The organism is Ketobacter sp. MCCC 1A13808 (genome assembly GCF_009746715.1).
In the GTDB taxonomy this organism is placed as follows: domain Bacteria; phylum Pseudomonadota; class Gammaproteobacteria; order Pseudomonadales; family Ketobacteraceae; genus Ketobacter.
In genome coordinates this window covers 1-2,467 of record NZ_VRKW01000050.1, presented here as the reverse complement: position 1 = coordinate 2,467, position 2,467 = coordinate 1, and the positions used below count along the sequence as shown (strand labels likewise).

The window sequence follows — 2,467 nt, the reverse complement described above, 5'->3', positions numbered from 1 at the left end:
TGTTAATTTGCATCTAAATTTGACCCGGCTTTTGCACCGAATATTGACCCGCCTAATACGGCCGATTATGGCCTAAACAATTCTGTTATTACCAGTCTTCCTTTCCCTCTGTTGTGTGGTTGAATGTTTGAAGCGGAAACTGTCATTCCCGGTTTCGATGATGTGGCAATGGTGAGTTAGTCGATCCAGTAATGCAGTCGTCAGCTTGGGATCGCCAAATACATTAGGCCATTCACTGAAGCTTAGATTCGTTGTGATGACGACGCTGGTGGTTTCATAGAGCTTCCCGAGCAAGTGGAATAACAAAGCACCACCCGTTTGACTAAAAGGCAGATAGCCCAATTCATCCAGTATGACCAGATCGGTGCTCATGAGCCGGTTTGCGAACCGGCCTTGTTTGCCCTGCTGCTTCTCCAGCTCCAATGCATTGACCAACTCGATCGTGGACAGGAAGCGAACGCGATATCGGTGATGCTGAATCGCTTGTACACCCAATGCTGTGGCTAAATGGGTTTTACCGGTGCCGGGTCCCCCCACCAGCACAAGATTCTGAGCATCTTGCAAGAATTCGCAGCGATGCAACGAGCGGATTAACATTTCATCCACTACACTTTGGTTGAAGTCGAAGTGGCTCAGATCTTTATAGGCCGGGAACCGGGCCGCTTTCATTTGGTATTGAGTAGAACGGACATCCCGTTCGGCGACTTCGGCTTTAAGCAGGGTTTCCAGAACAGGAACGGACTGCACATAGGCCGGTGATGCCTGCTCCGATAAATCCATTACAGCATCCGCCATGCCGAACAGCTTGAGGGTTTTCAGGGTTTTGATCAAGGCATCCTGGTTCATGATTTACCCTCCCGTAATTCATCATAACGGGCGGTATTAGCCAGGGGTTCGGTCACCAGCATTAAGGTCGGTGGTGGTTTCAGTGGCTCTGGTGCGGGCTTATCGTGCATTCGATTCAGGCAGTTCATCACATGTTGCCGAGAGGGCCGTTCGATACTGAGCGCAGCTTCCACTGCTTGTTCTACCAATCTCTCGTCATGCAGTAATACCAGGGCCGGCACATCCACCATTTCGCGATCTCCGCCGGGACGTTTGAGTAGCTGGTGTTGCAACTGCTTGAAGCTGTCCGGTAGTTCTTCAAACGGCGCCCCGTTACGCAATGCACCGGGCTTGCGCTGTACCACCGACAGGTAGTGACGCCAGTCATAAATGGTTTTACCGGTTACGCTGTGGTCTCGGGAGAACACTCGCACGTGACAGGCGATGATCTGCGCTTCGGCGACCACCACCAGCCGGTCGCAATACACCCGGAGGCTAACCGGGCGATTAGCAAAGCTGGCCGGGACACTGTAACGGTTGTGCTCATGAGTGATCAGACAGGTCGAGCTGACCCGCTTGGTGTATTCCACAAAGCCATCAAAGGCAGCCGGTACCGCCATCAAAGTATCCCGCTCTGCTTGCCAATACTGATGTAAGGTACGACGCTTGTCCTGTGGATGCGGCAGCTCCTGCCACAACGCCAGACAGCGTTGCAGCAACCAGTGATTCAGTTCGGTCAGCGAGCGAAACGCCGGCGCTTTTTGCCAGAGCAGGTGGCGGGCATCGCGCACTTGCTTTTCCACCTGGCCTTTCTCCCAACCTGCGGCCGGGTTGCAGAACTCCGCTTCAAAGAGGTAGTGACTGACCATGGACTGAAAGCGCTTATTAATCGTGCGCTGCTTACCCCGCCCCACCTTATCGACTGCCGTCTTCATATTGTCATAGATGCCCCGCTCAGGCACGCCACCAAAGACTTGAAAGGCGTGATAATGGGCATCAAAAAGCATCTCGTGGGTTTGCTGCAAATAGGCTCGCAGGAAAAAGGCCCGGCTGTGGCTGAGCCGGAAGTGGGCAATCTGAAGCTTGGTATTCACGCCGCCAATCACGACATAGTCTTCGCTCCAGTCAAACTGAAAGGCTTCCCCCGGTGCAAACGTTAAGGGCACAAAGGTGTTTTTAGCTGCCGTTCTTTGGGATTCCTGTTGCTCTTGTCGCCATTGCCGGGCAAAAGCGGCTACCCGGTCATAGGAACCGGTATACCCCAATTGCACCAGATCCAAATGTAATTGCTTGACGCTGCGCCGCTGCTTGCGATGTCGGCGAGACTCCCGGAACAGCCAACTGGTCAGTGTCAGCTCGTAGTCGTCGAGCTTGGAGGGGGATTTGCGGTCAGGGTAACGGGGTTCGACCACGCCCTTGGCCAGGTACTTGCGTACCGTGTTCCGGCTTAATCCTGTGCGCCGGGTTATCTCTCTGATTGGCATACCTTCACGGAAATGCCACCGCCTGATTACGCTTAATAATGCCACGTCGATCACTCCTGATTGCTCCTGCATCGTTGGGTGCAGGATGAGTTGAACGTGGGTCAATATTCGATGCAAATATGGGACTGAAGTGGGTCACTTTTGGGTGCAAATCAACA

General features: G+C 53.3%; 2 protein-coding genes. Both read right to left on the bottom strand.

Annotation, left to right across the window (positions count from 1 at the left end):
* Nucleotides 1–72: 72 nt before the first annotated feature.
* Nucleotides 73–846 carry an IS21-like element helper ATPase IstB gene (istB, locus tag FT643_RS22915; RefSeq protein ID WP_156873722.1) on the bottom strand — a complete coding sequence of 258 codons (774 nt, stop codon included), beginning with the start codon at nt 844–846 and terminating at the stop codon, nt 73–75.
* Nucleotides 843–2,363, bottom strand: coding sequence for an IS21 family transposase (gene istA, locus FT643_RS22910; RefSeq protein WP_317622109.1), 1,521 nt, complete (start codon nt 2,361–2,363; stop codon nt 843–845). The genes istB and istA overlap by 4 nt, the downstream gene beginning before the upstream one ends.
* Nucleotides 2,364–2,467: the final 104 nt, after the last annotated feature.

What these genes read in the sequence shown, in the direction of transcription:
- istB (WP_156873722.1), bottom strand. Translation starts at nt 846, where the DNA reads ATGAACCAGGATGCCTTGATCAAAACCCTGAAAACCCTCAAGCTGTTC.